The sequence below is a fragment of the Paraburkholderia sp. CNPSo 3272 genome (assembly GCF_024206495.1).
Taxonomy (GTDB): domain Bacteria; phylum Pseudomonadota; class Gammaproteobacteria; order Burkholderiales; family Burkholderiaceae; genus Paraburkholderia.
In genome coordinates, this window is the sequence record NZ_JAMBPQ010000003.1 from 345308 (window position 1) to 364270 (window position 18963).

Annotated in this window: 19 protein-coding genes; 13 read left to right on the top strand and 6 right to left on the bottom strand. The window is 64.9% G+C overall.

Translation table 11 applies throughout. The features are described from left to right. Positions 1–6 precede the first annotated feature (6 nt). On the top strand, positions 7–840 hold the full coding sequence (locus tag M3I53_RS05925; RefSeq protein ID WP_254315035.1) for a hypothetical protein: 834 nt from the start codon (positions 7–9) through the stop codon (positions 838–840). A gap of 30 nt (positions 841–870) precedes the next feature. Here M3I53_RS05925 and M3I53_RS05930 read toward each other — a convergent pair whose 3' ends face one another. The 3 genes from M3I53_RS05930 to M3I53_RS05940 all read right to left on the bottom strand — a co-directional run bounded on the left by M3I53_RS05930 (position 871) and on the right by M3I53_RS05940 (position 4163). Next, the gene (locus M3I53_RS05930; protein ID WP_254315036.1) at positions 871–1788 is read right to left on the bottom strand and encodes a DUF2950 domain-containing protein; all 918 of its coding nucleotides are present in this window, start codon (positions 1786–1788) and stop codon (positions 871–873) included. 11 nt (positions 1789–1799) lie between these two features. Beyond that, positions 1800–3281, bottom strand: a complete 1482-nt coding sequence (locus M3I53_RS05935; RefSeq protein ID WP_254315037.1) for a DUF3300 domain-containing protein — start codon at positions 3279–3281, stop codon at positions 1800–1802. A gap of 618 nt (positions 3282–3899) precedes the next feature. Continuing rightward, positions 3900–4163 carry a hypothetical protein gene (locus M3I53_RS05940; RefSeq protein ID WP_254315038.1) on the bottom strand — a complete coding sequence of 88 codons (264 nt, stop codon included), beginning with the start codon at positions 4161–4163 and terminating at the stop codon, positions 3900–3902. 320 nt (positions 4164–4483) lie between these two features. Between M3I53_RS05940 and M3I53_RS05945 the strand changes: the two genes are divergently transcribed. Further along, entirely contained in the window at positions 4484–5656 is a 1173-nt protein-coding gene (locus M3I53_RS05945; protein WP_254315039.1) for a PAS domain-containing sensor histidine kinase, read from the top strand. After that, positions 5653–6294, top strand: a complete 642-nt coding sequence (locus M3I53_RS05950) for a response regulator transcription factor (RefSeq protein WP_254315040.1) — start codon at positions 5653–5655, stop codon at positions 6292–6294. The genes M3I53_RS05945 and M3I53_RS05950 overlap by 4 nt, the downstream gene beginning before the upstream one ends. A 52-nt stretch (positions 6295–6346) precedes the next feature. Here M3I53_RS05950 and M3I53_RS05955 read toward each other — a convergent pair whose 3' ends face one another. Further along, positions 6347–7348, bottom strand: coding sequence for an AraC family transcriptional regulator (locus M3I53_RS05955; RefSeq protein ID WP_254315041.1), 1002 nt, complete (start codon positions 7346–7348; stop codon positions 6347–6349). A gap of 246 nt (positions 7349–7594) precedes the next feature. Here M3I53_RS05955 and M3I53_RS05960 point away from each other — a divergent pair, with 246 nt between their 5' ends. The 10 genes from M3I53_RS05960 to M3I53_RS06005 all read left to right on the top strand — a co-directional run bounded on the left by M3I53_RS05960 (position 7595) and on the right by M3I53_RS06005 (position 17030). Then, positions 7595–8650, top strand: coding sequence for a 3-keto-5-aminohexanoate cleavage protein (locus M3I53_RS05960; protein WP_254315042.1), 1056 nt, complete (start codon positions 7595–7597; stop codon positions 8648–8650). Positions 8651–8782: 132 nt separating this feature from the next. Next, positions 8783–10114, top strand: coding sequence for an MFS transporter (locus M3I53_RS05965; RefSeq protein WP_254315043.1), 1332 nt, complete (start codon positions 8783–8785; stop codon positions 10112–10114). Between the two features lie 70 nt (positions 10115–10184). Further along, complete coding sequence (locus M3I53_RS05970; protein WP_254315044.1) at positions 10185–11165, top strand: quinone oxidoreductase; 981 nt, start codon at positions 10185–10187, stop codon at positions 11163–11165. A 10-nt stretch (positions 11166–11175) separates the two neighbouring features. After that, complete coding sequence (locus tag M3I53_RS05975) at positions 11176–12024, top strand: TauD/TfdA family dioxygenase (protein WP_254315045.1); 849 nt, start codon at positions 11176–11178, stop codon at positions 12022–12024. Between the two features lie 22 nt (positions 12025–12046). Beyond that, a complete protein-coding gene (locus M3I53_RS05980) occupies positions 12047–12607 on the top strand; it encodes an alpha/beta hydrolase (RefSeq protein ID WP_254315046.1) in 561 nt (186 codons plus the stop codon). Then, positions 12594–13304 (top strand): DsbA family oxidoreductase, encoded by a 711-nt coding sequence (locus M3I53_RS05985; RefSeq protein WP_254315047.1) that lies wholly within the window; start codon positions 12594–12596, stop codon positions 13302–13304. The genes M3I53_RS05980 and M3I53_RS05985 overlap by 14 nt, the downstream gene beginning before the upstream one ends. A gap of 30 nt (positions 13305–13334) precedes the next feature. Next, a complete protein-coding gene (locus tag M3I53_RS05990; protein ID WP_254315048.1) occupies positions 13335–13667 on the top strand; it encodes a Rieske 2Fe-2S domain-containing protein in 333 nt (110 codons plus the stop codon). Positions 13668–13726: 59 nt separating this feature from the next. Then, positions 13727–15358 carry a 3-(methylthio)propionyl-CoA ligase gene (locus M3I53_RS05995; protein ID WP_254315049.1) on the top strand — a complete coding sequence of 544 codons (1632 nt, stop codon included), beginning with the start codon at positions 13727–13729 and terminating at the stop codon, positions 15356–15358. A 109-nt stretch (positions 15359–15467) separates the two neighbouring features. Beyond that, the gene (locus M3I53_RS06000) at positions 15468–16619 is read left to right on the top strand and encodes a porin (RefSeq protein WP_254315050.1); all 1152 of its coding nucleotides are present in this window, start codon (positions 15468–15470) and stop codon (positions 16617–16619) included. A gap of 33 nt (positions 16620–16652) precedes the next feature. Continuing rightward, a complete protein-coding gene (locus M3I53_RS06005) occupies positions 16653–17030 on the top strand; it encodes a BON domain-containing protein (protein WP_254315051.1) in 378 nt (125 codons plus the stop codon). Positions 17031–17264: 234 nt separating this feature from the next. On the opposite strand, the gene M3I53_RS06010 is transcribed toward M3I53_RS06005, so the two are convergent. Further along, positions 17265–18074, bottom strand: a complete 810-nt coding sequence (locus M3I53_RS06010; protein WP_254315052.1) for a DUF2182 domain-containing protein — start codon at positions 18072–18074, stop codon at positions 17265–17267. Positions 18075–18082: 8 nt separating this feature from the next. Beyond that, a complete protein-coding gene (locus tag M3I53_RS06015; protein WP_254315053.1) occupies positions 18083–18847 on the bottom strand; it encodes a DUF899 domain-containing protein in 765 nt (254 codons plus the stop codon). Between the last annotated feature and the right edge of the window lie 116 nt (positions 18848–18963).

Consider the following 18963-nt stretch of genomic DNA (forward strand, 5'->3'; position numbering starts at 1 on the left):
GGTCTCATGAAGACGATGCGTTGTGCGTTGCTCGCGCTGACGACGGGGCTGGCGTTGGTGGGCCACGATGCGTCGGGCAGCGTGCCGCGCAACGAGGACACGCCAGCGGGACTCTTCGCGGTGCTCGATTACGTCGTTGCGCCCGCCGAGCCGACGTCCGCGCAGAGCGCGGTGGCGTTGCGCGAGGCCGGCGTCGAACAGGAGACAATCAAGGCGCGCATCGTCGAAGCCTGGTTTTACCGCCTGCGTGCGGACCCGGCCGTGGCGGTCGCGGTGCCCGGTGGGGTCGCGGGCCTCGAAGCGCGGTTGCGCGACGACGCGGCGCGCGAGCGCCTGATCCGCGGCGGCATTGCGCGCCTGACGCCGCAGGATCGGTTGGCGTACCTCACGCTGCTCGCGAAATACATGGGCCGCGCGGCGCGCGGCAGTTGCCAGGGCATGGCGAGCGTGCAGGACGTTGCTCAGGGCATTTCTATCGGCAGCATGAGCGATGCCGACACGGCCGAGTACTTCTCGTTGCTTTATCGCGTGGTGATCCGATCCGTGCTCGCCGCGCCGGTCACGCGGCCCACGCCCCTGGCGTACGAGCGGGCGTTGCGCCATCTCGACGATGCGGTCAACGCGGCTCTCGCTGGCGATCCGCAATCCGTGGCGCGGCTCGAACGCATCACGAACGGCGGCCCGGGCGCGACGATGGCCGACATCTGCTGGGCGAGCGCGGTGCTCATGCGCTCGACGGCGGCGATGAGCGGACCCGATCGCGACGCGCTGCTGCTCTACATGCTCGGCGAAGACGCGCCGTCGCGGGCGGCGGCCCCGGAGCCCGCGCACGCGCCTTGAAACGCAGCGGCGCTGCGCTACTGCCGAGTGTCACGGCGAGGCCTTCGACCAGCCCGGGCCCGGATCGAAGGACGTCATCGCTTCGGCTTTCGCCGCGCCATCCGGGCCGAGATCGCGTTCGTAGACCTGACCGTCGTGGCTGACCATGAAGGTCTTGATGCCCGTCTCGCCGTACCGCACCGGCCACGCAACGACGCCAAAGCCGCCGAACAGCTTGTTGTCGACCATGTAGTTATACGCGCCGCCGGGCGCATGCGGACCCTGTGAGGTCAGCAGCTTGTAGTGGTAGCCGTAGTAACCGGCGTTTTCGGCGTTGCGCGCGCCGGCCGTGAGGAATGCGACGCCGAGCGGGCTCGGCGCGGCGTCGGGGGCGGTCGGCCAGTACAGGCCGTCGTGCTTGCCCGGCGAACTCGCGAGCTTGCTGGCGTAGACCAGCATGTCGCTGCCGTCGTGATAGGTCTGCGCATATTCACGTTGCGCGTCGTAGACCGCGAGCATCGTCTGCATCACGGCAAGCTCGTTGCGGCCAATGCGGCGCACGCGCATTTCCTCGACTCCGGCGTGCGTGTCGAAGTGCCAGCCCTGGGCAGTCTTGACGAGCGGGACCGGAAAGGTCCAGCCGTCGTCGCCAACGGCGATCATCGCATGATTTGCATCGGTATCCTGAATGGTGTGCGAAGTCTGCCATTCACTCAGGAACTTGTCGCGGATCTGAGCGCCGACCGGCGGGATGAGCTGGCGGAAATCGGCGCCAAAGAGCGAGCGCAGTTCCGCCTCGTCGTTGCCGGCCACGGCGTCGCCGAACGCGGCCATCGCCGCGTCGGGCGTAGCGAATGTGTTTTGCCCGGTAGCCGCGCAAGGCCGCGGCGCGAACGCGAGGAGTGCGATGGCGATTGCCGCTGCGAGCGCGACCGATGCAGCCGGACGGAGAAACTCATGTCTGTTCATGACCGTTCTCCCTAGCGTCTGCCGCCGCCACGACCGCCGCCACCGCCGCGCATCCCGCCGCCGCCGCTCGGACGATTGAACCCTGAAGACTGCATGCTGGAGCGGCCGCGGCTCGCGTCGCGCTGGGTGGCGCCGCCGCCGCCCACACCCTGGAAGGCGCCGTCGCGGCCGCCTCCGCCGCCGTAGCTCCCGCCGCCGCCGCCGCCAAACCCGCCGCCTGCCCCGGTGCTCACGCGATTGCTCACGCCGGCATTGTTGCCCATACCGCCGCGATTGCCTCCGGCACCGTTATTACCGATGTTCCCGCGATTGCCTGCCGCGCCGTTATCGCCGAGATTCCCGCGATTGCCGCCGGCACCGTTATTGCCAGGATTCCCGCGATTTCCACCCGCTCCGTTGTCTGCGAAGTTCGCGCGATTGCCGACACTGGCGTTATTGCCCGCGCCGCCGCGATTGCCATTGCCCGATGCCTGGCCGCCTGCACCGCCGCCCGTGCGGTTGCCGGCGCGGTCGGCCACGCTGGCGCCGTTCTGGCCGTTCTGGCCGTTCTGGCCGTTGCGGCCGCGATAGTCGCGGCGGCCGTCGGCGCCCGCCACGTTGTTGCCAAATTTCTCGCGCGTAGCATTGTCACGGTATGCAACGCCCTGACGGTGGCTCGAATCGTGCTGCCACCTGCCTCCCTGGACTTTCGTGCTGTCGAAATTGCGATTGACGTTTCGCGCCTTGTCCACGTTGATGTTGACGTCGCCGCCGCCCCAGTTGCAGTCGCTGAAGATCGCGCCCGCGGCGGCGAGCCCGACGCCCCACGCGAAGCCGGTCATCAGCGCGCCGCCGGGATAGTAAGCAGGATACGGCGGCCAGGCGTACGGCGGGTAAGCCGGGTAGCTCCATGCGCCGTACACGACCGTGGGGTTGTACGCGGGCACGTAGATCACCTCGGGGTTGGCAGGCTCGATCTTCACGATGGTCTGGCTGGTCTGGCCGCCTTGTGCGGGCGGCTGTTCGACCACGACCTTCTGCTGCTCGTTGCTCTTCAGGTTGCCCGAGTCCTGCGCGCGCGCACGCAGGCGCTGCACCGCGGCGAGCACATCCTTTTCCTGGGCGAGAAATGCGTCGCCGAGTTTCTGGGTCCAGTCGAGCTTGTCGTTCATCGGTTCGAGCGCCTGCGGGAACGCGACGAGCGATTTCACGCTCGTGTCCCACGGCTGGTCCTGCACGGCCTTTACGGCCTCGTCGCCCTTGAGCTTCGGGTGCTCCTTGACCCAGCGGGCCGCGTGCACGATTTCGAGCGGGTAAGTCGATGCCATCAGTACCTGCGCCAGCACCGAATCGGGATAGAGCGCAATGGGCGCGACCAGCGCCTCAAGCTCCTCGGGTTTGTAGGGGGCGGGCTGCGGCGCGTCTTGCGCGCGCACCGCCTGAGCGCCTGTCAGGAGCAACGCGAACACGAGCAGGCAGACCGTGTACGTGCGTTGTTTGATCCATGAGGTCATGGCCGATCCTTCCATTCGTTTGCTCAACCGGACTGCGGGACGGATAGCGACAACGTGAAGGGGCGAGCGCGTGCGCGCGTATTCTTTTTCGAGTGTAGCGAGGCGGAAAGCCCCACAGGTATAGTCCGCCGCGCTGCTCTGTGCTGGCAATCGGACCAGAGTCCTATTGACACTGGAATGGCGCCGCAATGATGCTATTCACTCGTCGAGGCTGGCAGCGCCGATACCTGGAGATCCAAAATGAAAATGCGTTTTGCTGCGCCGTGTGCGATGGCCCTGCTGCTCTGTGCGTCCGGTTTCATGTCTGAAGTATTTGCGCAAGCGGGAACGATGGGGACGAAGCAAATGCGGGACGTGCAGCGCAAAGCGGAGCATAAGGCCCGCTCGAACCAGTCCCGGCAACATAGCCAGCAAAATGCGACGCAGCATCATGCGGCGAGTGCAGCCGCGCCCGCTTCGGCGCCTTGATCGCCAAGGGCATCGAACGAGCCGTCACGCGCTGACAGTGTTGCCGATCCTGCACGGCTGATCTAGCGCGTTTCCAGGTCGAAATAATGGCTGCGGTTATTTCATAAAAAACATAATAGATAATTCGCGCGACAAAAAGGTTATCTCTATTCAAATTGAGTGGAGATGATTGCGCGAGCCACTAACGAAATCAAAGAAGACGTTCGCAAATATTTCCCGCAAATAGTCAGTGTATATCGGCTCGCGCAAGGCATTCAAGGCCAAGGGCGCTCGAATGGCGTTGTATGCGGAAAAGATTATCGAAAACAATTGCGCACGGAACGGATGATCGGCAATTTCTTTCATATAATAAATGCGCGGTGAAAGCGTACAGCGACGCGGTTCCGCAATCATGATCCCATTCATTTTTTTCAATGACTGACTCAGTCTCCGCAATTGCCGGAGCGTTCTTTCGAAAATCAAAAGTAGGCGGTCGTCAGTATTGGGGCGCAGCCTGCCTCGCCAGTGGCCGGAATTCCGGTGCTCGTCAAATCCGTCCCGCCTGGGCGCTGAAGCGTTTGAAAAGTTTCGCAGGCTGCCGGAGCAGGGCAGCGTAGTCGGAGGACACCGTGATCAGGGCAGACATGGGGAACGAAAAACTAAAACTGAACAGGTCGAGAGCCGAGCACGCAGCAGCGAGCCTGCTGGCGTGGTTCGACCGGATGAAGTCATACAGTCTCCGGAACGGGCGCGCATTGGCCGCGCGCAACACGGGCCACGTGTCGGCACAGGCCACGCAAGCCATCGCGCAAAGCCTGCACAGCGTCCTGGAAGTCGTGCCCGCGGCGGCGCTGGTGATCGACGAAGCGGGCAGCGTCGCAGGGGCCAATGGCATGGCCACCCGCGTGCTCGGGTACGCCCTGGGCGAATTGATCGGTATGCGCATCGAAAACGTGCTCGTCGCCTGGCGAAGAGACGCGCGCCCCGTACAGTTCGCTGCACTGAAGACCGCGGATGGCCTGTCGCATAGCGTGACGCGCGTGGCCGTCGCGCGCTCGAAGAACGGCGCCGATATCGACGTGCATGTGAGCGCTTCGGCGTCGCTCGCCGCCGGTCCCACGGCGCGCATGGTGGTCGTCATCGAACCGGAAAGTCACGACACGACGCTCGCCGGGTCCAGCAACGAACCACGCCGGCTGCGTCGGGAGCGGGCATCCGAAGTGGGCGACATGGCCGCCGCGCTCGCGCACGAAGTCGACCAGCCGCTCACGGCCATTCTCAGCAACGCGCAGGCGGCGCAGCGGTTTCTCGCCCAGAGCCCGCCGGCCATGAGCGACCTGCGGGAACTGCTCGGCGAGGTCGTGTCCGATAGCACGCGTGCGCACGCGATCATCCGCAAGATGCGCCAGTCTGCGCGCTGCGAGCCGCCCGAGCTATGCCCGGTGGATGTCGGCAGCCTCGTGCGCGACGTGCTGCGCCTGCTGCGGCGCGAGATGGAGACCTGCGGCGCGGCAGTGAGCGCGCGTATCGAAGACGGCCTGCCGCAAGTGCACGGCGATGCGGTTCAACTGCAACAGGTGCTCGTCAATTTGCTCTTGAATGCGCTCGAGGCGGTGCACGACTGCCGGGCGGAAGATCGCAGGGTGTGCATCGTCGTCACGGCGAGCGAGGATCGCGGCAAGGTGCGCCTCGCCATTCGCGATCATGGGCCCGGTGTCGATGCCGACCGGCTCGTCACGCTGTTCAAGCCGTTCATGACGTCCAAGCCGCAGGGGCTGGGCCTTGGCCTGTCCATCAGCCGCACGATCGTCATGGCGCACGGGGGCCAGCTATGGGCCGAGCGCAACGCCGATAGCGGCCTGACGTTCCATATCGAACTTCCCGCGGAGGGCGCGTGCGTGCAGACGACTACGCGTTTTTCACCATGAACTCGCCAGCTTCCATCGTGTTCGTCGTGGACGACGACGAGCACGTTCGCAACGCACTCTGCCGCTTGCTGCGATCCGGCGGCTACACGGTAGAGGCCTATGGCAGCGCCGGCGCCTTCCTGCAAGGCGCTGATCTGACGGGCGCGCCGGCGTGCCTGCTGCTCGATCTCCAGTTGCCCGACCTGAGCGGCATCGACTTGCAGCAGCGGCTCGAGGGCAGGGTGCCGATCGTCTTCGTTTCGGCCCACGGCGACATGAATACGGCGGTGCGGGCGATGAAGGCGGGCGCATCGGATTTCCTGACGAAGCCGATTGACGCGCAGGTGCTGTTCGAAGCCACGTCGCGCGCGCTCGAACGCGCGGGCCAGCTATACGAACAACGCGAGCAGCGCGCGGAGATCCAGCGCCGGGTGGAAAAGCTCACACCGCGCGAGCGCGAGGTCATGGCGCTCGTGGTGACGGGCCGGCCGAACAAGCTCGTGGCCGACGAACTGGGCGCGGCTGAGAAAACCATCAAGATTCACCGGGCGCGTGTCATGGAGAAGATGAAGGCGAACTCGCTTGCCGATCTGGTGCGGCTCATGACCACGTTCGACGCTGACGCGCCTGAGCTGCACCCGCTTTCGCATACGGGCTGAGGGACCTGGGGCATAAGGGACCAAGGGGCACGGCACGCGCGCGGTCGTTCCGTTACTTCAAATGGCTATTGCGCCAATCGCGCGGCGTCATGCCGAAGCGCGCGCTGAACCAGTTCGTGAACGAGCCCTGCTGGGCGTAGCCGAGCAGGGCGGACACACGTCCGATGGGATAGCGCGGGTTGCCCATGTAGCGCACGGCAAGTTCGCCCCGCACCTCCTCCACGAGCCGCGTGAAGCTCGTATTGGCGACGCCGAGCTGGCGCTGCATGGTGCGCACGCTCAGCCGCAGATGCGCCGCCACTCCTTCGACACTGGCTTGCTCGAGCGGCAGCAGCAGGTAGATCGCCTTGCGCACCTCGAGCGCCGTGGAATCGACGCCCGTCGCGTTGAGCGATTCGGCGAGGCTTTCCGCGTAGCGCACCAGTTCCGGGTCGGCCGCAGGGTTCGGATAGTCGAGATCGGCGGCCGTGCACACGATGCCGTTGAAGTCGCTGCCGAATTCCAGCGGACAGCCGAAAAAACGCCGGTGAAACGTGACGCTGGGCGGCGCCCGGTGAACGAAGTGCACCGCGCGCGGTTTCCAGTGCTCGCCCAGCAGCGCGCTGGAGTGGCGCGCGAGCACGCCTACGGCAAGCTCGATGGCCTGGTACGTGGGAATGCCCGGCTCGACGACCAGTTCCTCGCGGATCGTGACGGTTGGGCCCGCGTCTTCGACATACACGGCAAGCGCCTCGTTGAGCAGGTGCCGGAATTCGGCGGTCGCGAGCAGCACTTCGCGCAGCGTGCGCTTGTGCGCGAGCAGGATGTTGACCACGCCGCTGCCGAACTTGTGCCGGACCTCGGCCATCTGGAGCGCGAAAGTCGGGCACGACGCCTTTTCGGCCGAGCGCTCCAGCAACAGGCAGGCCGCGGCGACGGGAATGCGGTCGTCGGGGTTCGCGAGCGCCGCGGCGTCGATTCCCACCTCGTGTGCAAGCTCGACCGGGTTCAGCCCTACGCGTTTCGCGATGTCGAAATATCCGCTCATCGACACCGAACTTGCCGTTGTCTCCATTGTCGTGTCGCCTCCTTGCTGCGGTCTTGCCGCGCCTCGTCGGCCCGTAAATCATGGGCTTGAGCTTATGTCGGTGTTAACGCCTGGTGGCGCGAAAAGCTAAAACGATGGCGCGCGATCAGAAAAGTGTAGCGCAGGTTTGCCGTATCGTGCATCTCAACGGATCAGCCAGGTTCCGAGCGGTATTTCAGGCTGCTGGCCACGTTGCCGAACATTGAAATCCCGTCCCCCATATTGGAGAACACGATGCAATTCCTCGACGATTCGCTGCACCCCGAGAACCAGGACAAGGTTGTCATCACCACCGCGCCGTATGGTCCGGAATGGATGCCCGAAGACTTCCCGGAAGACATTCCGGTGACGATGGAAGAACAGATCCAGAAGGCCGTGGACTGCAACAACGCGGGCGCAACGGTGCTGCACCTGCATGTGCGCGAACTCGACGGCAAGGGCTCCAAGCGCCTCTCGAAGTTCAACGAGCTGATCGCAGGCGTGCGCGCCGCGGTGCCGGACATGATCATCCAGGTGGGCGGCTCGATCTCGTTCGCGCCGGAAGACGACGGCCAGGCCGCCAAGTGGCTTTCGGACGACACGCGCCACATGCTGGCCGACCTCGAACCGAAGCCGGACCAGGTCACCGTGGCGATCAACACCACGCAGATGAACATCATGGAGCTGCTCTATCCGGAATACCTGGAAGGCACATCGCTGTCGCATCCGGCGCTGATGGCCGCGTACAGCGAAATGACGGTGCCGGCCGGCCCGGCATGGGTGGAGGAGCATCTGCGCCGCCTGCAGGCTTCGGGCATCCAGCCGCACTTCCAGCTCACGGGCATCCACGCGCTCGAAACGCTCGACCGCCTCGTGCGCAAGGGTGCATACAAGGGTCCGCTGAACCTCACGTGGATCGGCATTGGCGGCGGCTTCGACGGCCCGAACCCGTTCAACTTCTTCAACTTCGTGCACCGTGCGCCCGATGGCTGCACCGTCACCGCCGAGTCGCTGCTCAAGAACGTGCTGCCGTTCAACATGATGGCGATGGCCATGGGCCTGCACCCGCGCTGCGGCATTGAGGATACGATCATCGACCAGCACGGCAAGCGCTTCACGTCCGTGCAGCAGATCGAGCAGTGCGTGCGCGTGGCGCGCGAACTGGGCCGTGAAATTGCCACGGGCAAGGAAGCGCGCGAGATCTACAAGATCGGCGTGCAGTATGAAACGGTCGAAGAGACGCTTGCAGCGAACGGCATGGCGCCGAACCGTGTGGCCGGCGTGAAGAATCTGCCGCTGCGCGCGGCGTAATGGCAGTAGGTCCGGCGCGGGCATAGGCTTGTGCCGGGCCTCGAAGCGGGCGTTTGGCGCTTGCGTCGTACCTGCTGGAAACTGAGAGAACAACGGAACCCGACGAAGAGCGGGCTACCACGGAGACAACCCATGCTCACGCATGCCGAGCCCACAGCGGGCGAATTGACGACGACCAACACGAGCGTGCCCGCTTACGCGTGGGTGGTGTTCGCCTTGACGGTCGGGCTTCTGCTTTCTGACTACATGTCGCGCCAGGTCCTGAATGCCGTGTTCCCGCTGCTCAAGACCACATGGAACCTTTCGGACACGCAGCTCGGCTCCCTGAGCAGCGTGGTCGCGCTGATGGTAGGCGTGCTCACGTTTCCGCTTTCGGTGCTGGCCGACCGCTGGGGCCGTGTGAAGAGCATCGTCCTGATGGCGGCGCTGTGGAGCATCGCCACGCTTGGCTGCGCGCTCTCGACGAACTACGGCGAAATGCTGCTTGCACGCGCCTTCGTCGGCATCGGCGAAGCGGCTTATGGCAGCGTCGGGATTGCCGTTGTCCTAAGTATTTTTCCGGTGCGGCTGCGCTCCACGATTACGGGCGCGTTCATGGCGGGCGGCGCGTTCGGCTCGGTGCTGGGCATGGGGCTCGGCGGAGCGGTGGCGGCGCAGCTTGGCTGGCGCGCGGCGTTTGGCGCGATGGCGGCCATGGGGATCGTGCTGGTCGTGATCTATCGCCTCGTCGTCACGGAAAAGGGCCTCGCCCCGCTGCAGCCGGCAAACGTGAGCCGCGAGGCGAATGGCCTCGGGATGCGCATGAGCCTGCGCGCGCTGCTCAAGGGCTTGTTTTCCACGCGCTCCGTGGTGTGTGCATATGTGGGCAGCGGCGTGCATCTGCTCGTGCCGGCGGCCGTATGGAGCTGGCTGCCGAGCTTCCTGAACCGCTACTACGGCATGGCCACCGGCAAGGCGGCCGGGACAGCCGCCCTGTTCGTGCTCGTGACCGGCGTCGGCATGGTGGTGTGCGGCAACCTCGCGGACCGCTTCAGCAAGGATAACGGCGCGCGCAAATGGAGCATCGCCGTTGCGTACTGCCTGATCTGCTTCGCGCTGCTCACGGTTGGCCTGCGCATGCCGGCGGGTTCGGCGCAGCTGGTCCTGATCGGCGCGGCCATGTTCTTCTGCGCGGGCGCGGCGGGCCCCTCGGGCGCAATGGTGGCGAACCTCACGCCGCCCTCGATCCACGCCTCGGCGTTCGCTACGCTCACGCTGGCGAACAACCTGCTCGGCCTTGCACCCGCCGCGGTGCTCACGGGCATGGCCGCCGACCATATCGGCCTGCTTTGCGCGCTGCAGCTCGTACCGTTTGCGCCGCTCGTGGCGGCAGTGGTTTTCCTGATCGGCAAGCGTAATTACGCCGTCGATCTGGATCGTGTGAACGCACTGCGCGAAGAAGCCGGTGCTCACGCACAACGATGAAATTGAACAGACAGTTCGAGTCGGCTTGAGTTCGAGTCGACGCGTTTGAGTAAAGGATAGGAGATTGAACATGGCGAAAGCAGTGCGCTTCCACAAAACCGGCGGTCCCGAAGTCTTGCGCTACGAGAGCGTCGAAGTGGGCGACCCCGGCCCCGGACAGGTCCGCCTGCGCCATGAGGCGGTCGGCCTGAATTTCGCGGACACCTACTTCCGCTCCGGCCTGTACCCTGTCCCGCTGCCTGCTGGCATGGGCGTGGAAGCCGCGGGCGTGGTCGAGGCCGTGGGCCCCGAAGTGAGCAACGTCACGGTGGGCGACCGCGTGACCTACACAGGCTTCATCAACACGCTCGGCGCGTACAGCACCGAACGCCTGGTTCCCGCAGCACCGCTCATCAAGCTGCCCGACGCGATCGCGTGCGAAACGGCGGCCGGCATGACCATGCGAGGCCTCACTTCGTCGTACCTGATGCGCCGCATCCACGACTTCAAGGCGGGCGACACGATCCTGCTGCATGCCGCGGCAGGCGGTGTCGGATTGATCGTCTCGCAGTGGGCGAAGCTGCTGGGCCTCACGGTGATCGGCACGGTATCGAACGAGGCGAAGGGCGAAGTGGCGCGTGCGCACGGCTGCGACCACATCGTCTACTACGGCCGCGAAGACGTCGCGAAGCGCGTGCGCCAACTGACGAACGGCGTGGGCGTGAACGTGGTGTTCGACAGCGTGGGCAAAGATACCTTCGAGGCGTCGCTCGACTCGCTCAAGCGCCGCGGCCTGATGGTTTGCGTCGGCACGGCTTCCGGTCCGATTCCGCCGTTCAATCCGCAAATCCTCGCGATGAAGGGCTCGCTCTATCTCACGCGCCCGGCGCTGGCGGACTATATCGCCGACCCCGCGGAGAAGAACGAGCTCGCCGGCGAGCTTTTCGGGCATGTCGCCGCGGGCCGCATCAAGATCGAACTGAACCAGCGTTACGCGCTGGAAGATGCGGTGCAGGCGCATCGCGACCTCGAAGCACGCAAGACGACGGGGTCGTCGGTCTTCGTCATATGAGGAGCGCAGCATGAAAGTCGAACAACTGACCTATGCCATCGGCGCGGAATTGACCGGCGTGAATCTCGCCGATGCCGTTCACGACGACGCTCTCTTTGCCGAGATTCGCGCGGCGCTGCTCAAGCACCGTGTGCTGTTCCTGCGCGATCAGAACATCACGCGCACCGAACACGTGGCATTTGCGCGCCGCTTCGGCGAGCTGGAGGATCATCCGGTTGCGGGCAGCGACCCGGAGCATCCGGGCCTGGTGCGCATCTACAAGACCCCGGACCAGCCCAACGACCGGTACGAAAACGCGTGGCACGCGGACGCCACCTGGCGCGAGGCGCCGCAGTTCGGCGCGGTGCTGCGCTGCGTGGAGTGCCCGCCCGTGGGCGGCGACACGATGTGGGCGAACATGGCGCTCGCCTACGATAAGCTGCCGGAACACGTGAAGGCGCAGATCGCCGGGCTGTATGCCCGCCATAGTATCGAGGCGAGCTTCGGCGCGGCCATGCCGATCGAGAAACGCCATGCCTTGAAGGCGCAGTTTCCCGATGCGGAACATCCGGTGGTGCGCACGCATCCGGAGACCGGCGAGAAAGTGCTGTTCGTGAGCGCATTCACGACGCACTTCACGAACTATCACACGCCCGAGCGCGTGCGCTTCGGGCAGGACGCCAACCCGGGCGCGGGCGACCTGCTGCGCTATCTCGTGAGCCAGGCCTATATTCCGGAGTACCAGGTACGCTGGCGATGGAAGCCGAACAGCTTCGCGATCTGGGACAACCGCAGCACCCAGCACTATGCGGTGATGGACTATCCGCCGTGCCACCGCAAGATGGAACGCGCTGGCATCATCGGTGACAAGCCTTACTGAAGTGCGCAGGAGACCAAAGAAAATGACGCTGAAGTCCACACCGACCATCCTGATGGTCCCGGGGTTGCGCGACCACGTGGCGGAGCACTGGCAAACGCTGCTGCAGCACAAGCTGCCCAACGCGGCTTCGGTGCCTCCGCTCGAGCACGACAAGCTCAGTTGCGCGGCGCGCGTAGCGGCGCTCGACGCGGCGCTCGCGAAGATCGACGGTCCCGTCATTCTCGTGGCGCACAGTGCGGGCGTGATGATCACGGTGCATTGGGCGCAGCAGTACAGCCGCAAGATTCACGGCGCGCTGCTCGCCGCGCCGGCCGACCTCGAAACGCCGCTGCCGCCGGGTTACCCGCCATTCGAAGCACTGGCCGGGAACGGCTGGAACCCGATTCCGCGCAAGCCGCTGCCGTTCCCGAGCATCGTGGGCGCAAGCCGCAACGATCCGCTCGCGCGCTTCGAGCGCGTGGAGGCCATGGCGAAGGACTGGGGCAGCAGCCTCGTCGACCTGGGCGAAGTCGGTCACCTGAATCCCGCAGCGGGTTTTGGCGAATGGCCGATGGCGGAGATGTTGATTCATGAACTTGTCTGATCAAAATTGGGCGGCGCAGGCGAGGCGCGACGCGGGCGAACCGCCCGTGCTGGCGATCGAAGCGTTCTTCGACTTCATCTGCCCGTGGTGCCTGATCGGCAAGCGCAATCTGGACGCAGCCCTCGCGCGTTTCGCGAATTCGCGGCCCGATGTGCGCGTGCGTGTGCAGTGGCGCTCGCACCAACTGCTGCCGTGGACGCCGCTCGAAGGCATGCCGTATCAGGCGTTCTATCGCGACCGCCTGGGCAGCGCCGAAGCGGTGGCCGCACGGCGTGCGCAGGTGCAGCGCGCGGGGCGCGACGCGGATGTCGAGTTCGCGTTCGAGCGCATCGAACTGCTGCCGAACACCGGTGCGGCGCACGACCTCGTCACGTTTGCCGCCAGCCGCGGCACACGCGAACAGAGCGCGGCGCTGATCGACCGCGTGCTCAAGGCCTACTTCATGGAAGGCCAGAACATCGGCGATCACGCGGTGCTCGAGCGTCTGGGTCTCGAATGCGGCCTCGAGCGCGAGAGCCTGGTGGCGCACATTGCCGCATCGAAGCGCCTCGCGGACCCGACCGGTCGCCGCGCGCCCTACGCCGACCCGCAGGTGAACGGCGTGCCGTATTTCGTGTTCAACACGGGGTATTCGCTCTCGGGCGTGTATTCGCCGGTGGCGATGGCGGGCACGATGGCGCTGGCGGTAACGCACTGAGGCGAGTGAAGGAAGTCGAGGGGAACGGGAATGACACGTGAAGTAGCGGTCGGCACGGCCGACGAGCTTGCGCCGGGCCAGCGCAAGCTGGTTTTCGTCGATGGCCGCAGCATCGTTCTGTTCAACATCGAAGGACGGCTGCACGCGATCGACAATTCGTGTCCCCACAACGGTGCCTCGCTCGCGAGCGGTCCGCTCGAAGGTTGCATGGTGCGCTGTCCGGCGCACGGACTGCGCTTCGACGTGCGCAGCGGCTGCATGCCTGGCGCGGGCGGACTAAAGCTCACGACATTTCCTGTGCGCGCCGTGCAAGGAAAGCTGCTGGTGAGTGTTATGGAAACGCCGGCTTCCAGCGAGGCATAGCCGCGCGGCAGCGCATTGAAGAACCGCATATGTACAAGAGTCACTTAGGATAGCAAACCATGCAAGGTCTGATGATGGAGCAGCCGCTTCTGGTCGCTTCGCTGCTCGAGCACGCAGAACGCCATCACGGCGCGCGGGAAATCGTCTCGCGCCGCGTGGAAGGCGACATTCACCGCTACCGCTATCAGGATCTCGCGCAGCGCGCGCGCCGCATGGCGAATGCGCTGTCGAGCCTCGTCATTGCGACGGGCGAGCGCGTCGCGACGCTGGCATGGAACGGCTACCGGCACATGGAGCTGTACTTCGCGGTATCGGGTTCGGGCGCCGTGCTCCATACGCTGAATCCGCGCCTGCATGCCGACCAGCTCGTGTACATCATCGAGCATGCGCACGACCGCGTGATCTTCTTCGATCTCACATTCCTGCCGCTCGTCGAAAGCGTCGCCTCGCGCGTGACGACCCCGAAGTTCTTCATTGCCATGACCGATCGCGCACATATGCCGCGCAACCATCGCCTTGGATCGAGACTGCTCTGCTACGAGGACCTGATCGACAATCACAAGGACGACTTCGAATGGCCCTTGCTCGATGAAAACAGCGCCTCGTCGCTCTGCTATACGTCGGGCACGACCGGCAATCCGAAAGGCGTGCTCTATAGCCACCGCTCGACGCTGCTGCACACCTACGCGGCGGCGCTGCCCGATGCGCTGAACTGCTCGGCGCGCGACGCGATCCTGCCAGTGGTGCCGATGTTCCATGTGAATGCGTGGGGCCTGCCGTACATAGCCTGCATGACCGGTGCGAAGCTCGTGTTTCCGGGCCCGGCGCTCGATGGCATGTCGCTCTATCAACTGATCGAGGAAGAGCAGGTCACCGTGTCGGCTGGCGTTCCCACTGTCTGGCAGGGGCTGCTTTCGCACGTCGAGTCGGTAGCGGCTTCGTTCTCCTCCATGCGCCGCACGGTCATCGGCGGCGCGCCGTGCCCGACCGCGATGACCCAGGCGTTCCAGAAGCGCTATCACGTCGACGTGCTGCACGCGTGGGGCATGACGGAGCTGAGCCCGGTTGGCACGGTCTGCAGCTTCAAGGCGCGCCAGACCGGGCTGGCCGAAGGCGAGCGCTATGCTCTGCAGGCGAAACAGGGGCGCTCGGTGTTCGGCATCGACATGAGGATCGTCGACGCCGCGGGGGAGGAACTGCCCTGGGACGGCAGCGCAGCGGGCGACCTGCAAGTGCGCGGCCACTGGGTCGCGAGCGACTACTTTGGCGGCGACTACGCCTCGCCCCTACAGGACGGCTGGTTCCCGACCGGCGACGTGGCGAAGATCGATGCCGACGGTTTCATGCAGATGGTGGATCGCAGCAAGGACGTCATCAAGTCGGGCGGCGAGTGGATCAGTTCCGCCGACATTGAAAATGTCGCGAGCCTGCACCCCGAAGTCGCGACGGCGGTGTGCATTGCGGCGCGCCACCCGAAATGGGACGAGCGGCCGCTCTTGCTGATCGTGAAGAAGCCGGGTAGCGCGCTCGAAGCCGGCGACCTGCTCACGTTCTTCGACGGGCGCGTAGCGAAATGGTGGAAACCCGACGCCGTCATGTTCATCGACGCCGTGCCGATCGGCGCGACGGGCAAGGTGCTCAAGAACCAGTTGCGCGATTTATACGGCGGCCACTATTTGCAAGCTGGTTAAGGCCACTGGTCACAGAGTTTCATTCAGGCAATACCCTTCAGGCAATCCCCATCAGGCAACAACAAAAGGCGCCGGGACCACCCGGCAGCCACACACACGGAGAGAGGCAATGAAATTGAAGTTCGGCAGCGTGGCAGCGCTGGTCCTGTTCGCCAGCACGGCGCATGCGCAATCGTCGGTCACGCTTTATGGCGTGGTAGACACCGGTGTGCTGTACCAGAGCACTTCGGCCGCGAACTTTTCAGGGACTGCGAAGAATCTGGGGAGCGTCTGGCAACTCAAGGACGGCGGCATCTTTTCGAGCATCTGGGGTTTGAAGGGAACCGAGGACATCGGCGGCGGCTACAAGATCAACTTCAAGCTGCAAGGGTCGTTCACGTCGAACAACGGCAAGCCGGGCCTGTCCGACACGCCGGGCGTAACGGCGCTGTTCAACCAGATCACGACCATCGGCGGATCGGGTTGGTTCGGTTCGATCGACGCGGGCCGGCAGATCATCCCGATGATCTACGCGATGGCGGACACGGACGTACGCGGCGCGCAGTACTTCGGCAGTATTCTCACCGCGTGGCTGGGCCTCAATCAGGCGGCCGGCTGGCCGGGCACGAGCACGAACGCGCCAATCGGCGCGCTCTATGACAGCAACGCGATCGTCTATAACTCGCCAAAGTTCTATGGCGCATCGCTTGCGCTCGAGTACGCGCCGGGTGGCGTGCCCGGGCGGTTCCAGGGCGGCACCCGCGAGTCGGCCGTGCTCAAGTACTCGAACTACGGCCTGAACCTGGCCGGCGTCTACTACAGCGGGCACGACACCAACCCGTACGCGGGCACTTACCCGACGACGCCGGCCGCGCCGGCGACCGGCCGCAACAACAACAATTTCTATTATGTCGGCGCGATGTACACGATCAGCGGATTCTCGATATCCGGCTCGTTCAGCTCGTCCAACGCGTCCAGCCTGTTCACCAAAGCGACCTATAACTTCGAAATGATCTCGGCTGGCCTGGGTTACCAGTTCAGCCCGGTCTTCAAGGTCACTTCGGGCTACTACTATTTGAAGGACCGCAACAACTCGGCGAACCATTCGAGCGAAGTCGCCGTGGGGGCCGAATATAACCTCTCGAAGGCGACCAGGGCTTATGCCCAGGTCGGCTACGTCAGCAACAAGGGGACCATGAACCAGACGATCATCTACGGTGCGCCGGTCGCGCCGGGCCAGTCGACGACCGCGGCGATGGTGGGGATTCGTCACGCGTTCTGATCCTCATAAACTCAAGAAGAAACGGAGCAATTCATGAAGAAGACCACGGTAGCTGGATTGGCGATCGCGACGCTCGTCGCGGCGGCTTCCATGAGTGCGTGGGCGCAGGGTGACGCGAGCACGCCAGCGGGGGCACAGGCGGCGTCCGCGACGGCGGCGGCCCCGGCGGTACCCACGGACAGGCAGGCAAATCGCGCCATGCGCCGCAAGGTGTATGCGGCCATCGGGAAGGACAAGTCGATCAACGCGGGCAACATCAGCGTCGGGGCCAAGGGTAGCGCGATTACGCTGAACGGGACCGTTTCGGACACCGCGCAGATCGCCAGGGTCGAGGAGATCGCGAGGGGCGTGCCCGGTGTGACGTCGGTGACCAACAAGCTGACGGTCAAGAAGTCTTTCGGCGGCATGTAAGCCGCCACAAGAGGCGCGGAGTGCGGCGAGGCCGGGAGTCCCCCTGGTCGCGCCGCGCTTCGCCCAGCAGCACAGAGGTGGAATTCAGCCGGCCTCTTGCTGCTACTCCGGACTGCTAACAACAATCCGGAGCGTCGATCAGACTCGTGTTCAGGCGCGAGTCTGGAGGCGTGAGTTCGACGTTAGAGTCGGAGCGTTTTATCGCCGTTTCGCGAGTGCGGAACGGCGATTTTTTTACGCGGCCACCGCCCGCGCCACCATTACCACGCCCGCCGCAATCGCAGCCGCGCCAAAACCGCGTGCGACTCTTGTGCCACCCGGCATCCACCTCTCCGCAGCAATCGCCGCCGCGACCAAGGCCATCGCAGGCCGATCCATCACGCCCGCCGCAATCAGCGCCGCCATCAGGTTTCCGCAGCAGTACAGGCAATGCTGGCCGAGCCTCAAACCGTGCCGCAGCGCGGCCTGCACGTCGAGCCGCTCATGCCAGCACGACGGCAAATTCCCGCAGCAGGCAAGCCACCGCGCTTTCCACGCGGAGAACTGCAACACGCCCGCGATCACGACGACGACACCCGCCACGGCTGGCGCGGTATGCGCCAACGCAGGCGCCTGCACCGCTAGCGCGGTCAGTTGCGTCCCCGCTGCGAACACGAGTACCCCAACCACGAGCCACACGAAGAAATATCCCGCGCCGGCCATTACGGTCATCCCACCCGCACGTGCCGCGCGTGCCTCGCCCGACGCCTCGAAATACCGCCACAATGCCGGCGCGACCGCAGGCAGCATCATCGCGACCATCATCACATTCCACATGCCGGAAAACGATACGGCGGCGTCGAACCAGGTGTGTCCACACATGGGTGTCCAGAGCGCCGACATCGTCCAGCCGCCAGGCATTGGCGTGCCGCCCATCGCCTGCATCGAAGCGCACCGGACGAACGTTGCCGCCGCGCTCCCCGCAAAAACCAGCGACGCAACGCCGAAGAAAATCGCGCGCGGCCTACCGCTGTGCCGCCGTACCGTCATGCCGACGTTATCCATGATGTGCCTCAGCTTTGCGCGTACTCGTCGTGCCGGTGCCACCAGATGCCGGCCTCGTTGCGTCCCTTCGGCGCGCGGTCGAGCCACTGATACATGCCCCACACGCCATCCAGGCCACGCGCGTAGGTCGAGTACGTGTGATAGATCACACCGTCCTCGAGCACGAATGCGCTGAGGCCCGGACGGTCGCGCGTATAGGTCGCCGCGTCGGTGCCGCAGCTCGCCGCGAACTCGACAACGGGCGCGGGCGGCGGATTCATGTCCATGGCGTGGCCGCTGCGCGCGTAGTTGTATTCGATGTCGCCCGCGCGCTGCTGCGCCGTGGTGAACGAGACGTTGAAATCGAAGTTGAAGTCGTTGCCGCTCGACGAGGCCCAAGGGAAATCCCATCCCATACGCTTGCGGTAGCCCAGCAGCTTCGCGAGCGGCGCGCGCGACACCGCCATGAGCCGCACGTCGTGGTTCGCGAGATGCACGGCGATACCGTCGAAACCATCCGCAATCGACGAGCACGAGGGACAGCCCGCCGCGTAATCCGGGCCGAACATGAAGTGATAAACCAGTAACTGCGAGCGCCCCTTGAAGAGATCGGCGAGCGTCGCGCCGCCGTCTTCGGTCTCGAAGCGATATGTCTTGTCGACACGCACCCAGGGCAACGCCTGGCGTTGCTGCGCCAGTGCGTCACCGCGGCGTGTGTGCTCCTTCTCGGCGGCGAGCAGTTCGATGCGCGCCGCGAGCCAGTCTTCGCGTGTTCCGGTGGTATGGGTTGCCATTGCCTGGTCCTCCTATGGATTCACTATCGTGGCGGCGCGCTGTGGGCACCGACGCGTCGTTCGATCGATGATTCATGTGATCGCCGTGTTAGATTAGGTCCGGACCCAGGAAGAGG